Source organism: Alishewanella sp. WH16-1 (assembly GCF_001441695.1).
GTDB classification, from domain to species: Bacteria; Pseudomonadota; Gammaproteobacteria; order Enterobacterales; family Alteromonadaceae; genus Alishewanella; species Alishewanella agri.
In genome coordinates, this window is record NZ_LCWL01000094.1 from 1 (window position 1) to 2424 (window position 2424).

General features: G+C 51.9%; 2 protein-coding genes. Both read right to left on the reverse strand.

Going from position 1 to position 2424, the window contains the following annotated elements; genetic code table 11:
• Positions 1 to 49: 49 nt before the first annotated feature.
• Positions 50 to 814, reverse strand: coding sequence for an IS21-like element helper ATPase IstB (gene istB / locus AAY72_RS08585; RefSeq protein WP_057786835.1), 765 nt, complete (start codon positions 812 to 814; stop codon positions 50 to 52).
• Positions 811 to 2331: an IS21 family transposase gene (istA, locus tag AAY72_RS08590; RefSeq protein ID WP_197408391.1), complete on the reverse strand. Its 1521-nt coding sequence runs from the start codon at positions 2329 to 2331 to the stop codon at positions 811 to 813. Before istA ends, istB begins: the two co-directional genes overlap by 4 nt.
• Positions 2332 to 2424 lie beyond the last annotated feature (93 nt).

Sequence of the window (2424 nt, forward strand, 5' to 3'; positions counted from 1 at the left end):
TGTTCGGCGTCAACTATCTTGGCCGGTTCGCGTCAATTATGATGGCCGGTTAGGTTTTCTCATTTTTCCTACTTCCAGCTTGTTTTAACTGATGCTGTTTTCGATAGCTTTCTCCTTCTAATTCTATAATTGTCGCGTGGTGGATCAGCCGATCTATGGCCGCTACCGTCATCATGCTGTCTGGGAAGATCTGATCCCATGCACTAAACGGGTGATTGGCTGTGATGATCAGGCTGCCGCTTTCATATCGATGCGCGATAAATTCAAACAGTACCTGAGTTTCTGCATCGGTTTTTTTCACATAACCAATGTCATCAATGATGATCACCTGATACTTATCCAGCTTGCTCATCTCGCTCATCAGATCCAGTTCGCGCTTGGCTTGTTGTAACTGCTGTACCAAGCCAATGGCCGGAAACAGTTTGCAGCGTATGCCTTGCTCAATCAGCCGGTAACCCAATGCATTGGCTAGGTGTGTTTTGCCGGTGCCACTGGGGCCAATCAGCAGGATATTATCGGCGTGATGTGCCCAGGACAGGTCTTGGTGCAACTTGGCGATGAGCGCTTGATTTGTCCGGCTGAGCACGCTGTTATCCAGAGTGCTTAAGGTTTTTCCCGGTGCCAGCCTCCCTTCGCGTACCCAGCTTTGGGTGCGCCGTGTAAAGCGCTCTGCAAGCTCGTATTCGCATAAGGCCGCCAGATAGTCACTGTGCGACCAGCCTTTTTCTACCGCGGTTTGCCAGAGTTTTTCATAGTGCCTGACGAACGCCGGCAGCCTTAATTCTTTGAGCAGTAATGCAACAGAGGACGTCAAAATGGCACCTCCACATCGAGTGCAGTCTGCGCCTTTAATGACGTTAGCAGTGCATCATAACTTTGCAGGCTGTGCTGCTGACTCTTCAACTCAGGCGTTCGTTGCGGTGTAAAGAAGCGCGCCTGGATAGCCTGGGCACTCTCAAATTGGCCGGCTCTGGCCTGTTGCAGCAGGGTCTCACCCAGCGCATGTTCGCTATCATATTCACAGGCCAACCTTAGTACCGTGACGATCCATTTACAGGCGTCCTGTGCCGGTAAGGCATCATCAGCTAACTGCCACAGCTCACGGTAATTGTCGTCAGGTAAGATGTTATCCCGCAACTGCGAGTAACGAAACGCCTGCGGCTTAGCCGCCAGTGAGCCGATAATATGCCGGTAGTTGATACAACGTGCACGGCTTTGGCCGGGGGCCGGGTAAATTCGTGGCAAGGTCAGCGCCACTTGCTGGCCCACATAGAGCACCAGTTTGTTATGATACAGCCGTACTTGCAGGCGTTCGCCAATCAGTCGTGATGGCACGCTGTACACCACCCGGCGCACTTCAATGGTGGCACTACGGGTGACTTTAATGCTCAGCAAGGTGTAATCAACAGCATCATATTCCGGTAAGGCTTGCAGGGTTTGCTGTTCTTCTAAAAAGCGGCTGCGTGAGCGCTGGTTTAGCTTGCCGACGATTTGATCAATAAAGGCCTGGTAGGCTTCGATACTGTCAAAGTCACTGTGGCCGCGAAGTAGCAGGTGCTGCGCCAGACGGCGTTTAAATGAGCCATTAGCGCACTCCACTACGCCGTTCTCATGCGATTGCCCCAGGTTATTGCGCGTTGGCGTCATGTTGTAATGCTCGCACAAGTCCTGATAGGCATCTGTCCAGACATTTTGCGTATTGTTCCTGGCGGCACTGAGGCTATCGGTACGATGCTCAACCGGACAGCCACCAGCCTGCGTCAGCGCACGCTGTAAACCGGTAGATAAGGCAGAATAGCTCTCGCCACCCTGAACCACAGTGATGGAACGCCAGCCGCTATAAGCGAGGCGGAACTGATACAGCAAATGAGCAAAGGGTTGCTGCTTAATGGTGATCGGGCTATCAGGATGAGTAAAATCAGAGAAGCCCTGTAAACCGGGTTGAGCTTGCTGGCGGAAGATAACGTCTTTATCCGGGCCATGTAGCGCTTTCCATTTCTTAACCCGACGCTGCAATGTTCTCAGGACTCGCTGGTCATATTGGTTTGGATAGAGCGCCTGCAAATGCTCCAGCAAAGTAATAGGCGTAAGCTCTGGTTTAGCGTTTAACAGAACAACCAATTCGGTTTCCCATACGGCTTCCAGTGGATCTTCACGGGTGCGCCAATCTCTATCAGCTTTAGCGCGGGGTAAGGTGTTGGACTGCTCAATACGTCGGGCAGTGCGGGTGGAAATGGCAGACTTCGCAGCAGCGATTTCTTGAGTCATGCCTTGTTGGCGATGCTGCATATACAGCTCCTCTTGTCGGTGGGTGATATGTTGTCCAGGCACCTTGAACTCCGAACAGAAAACAAGGTACCTATTGTGACACCCAACCGGCCAAGATAATTGTCGTCAACCGGTCATCCTAATTGTCGCCGAACA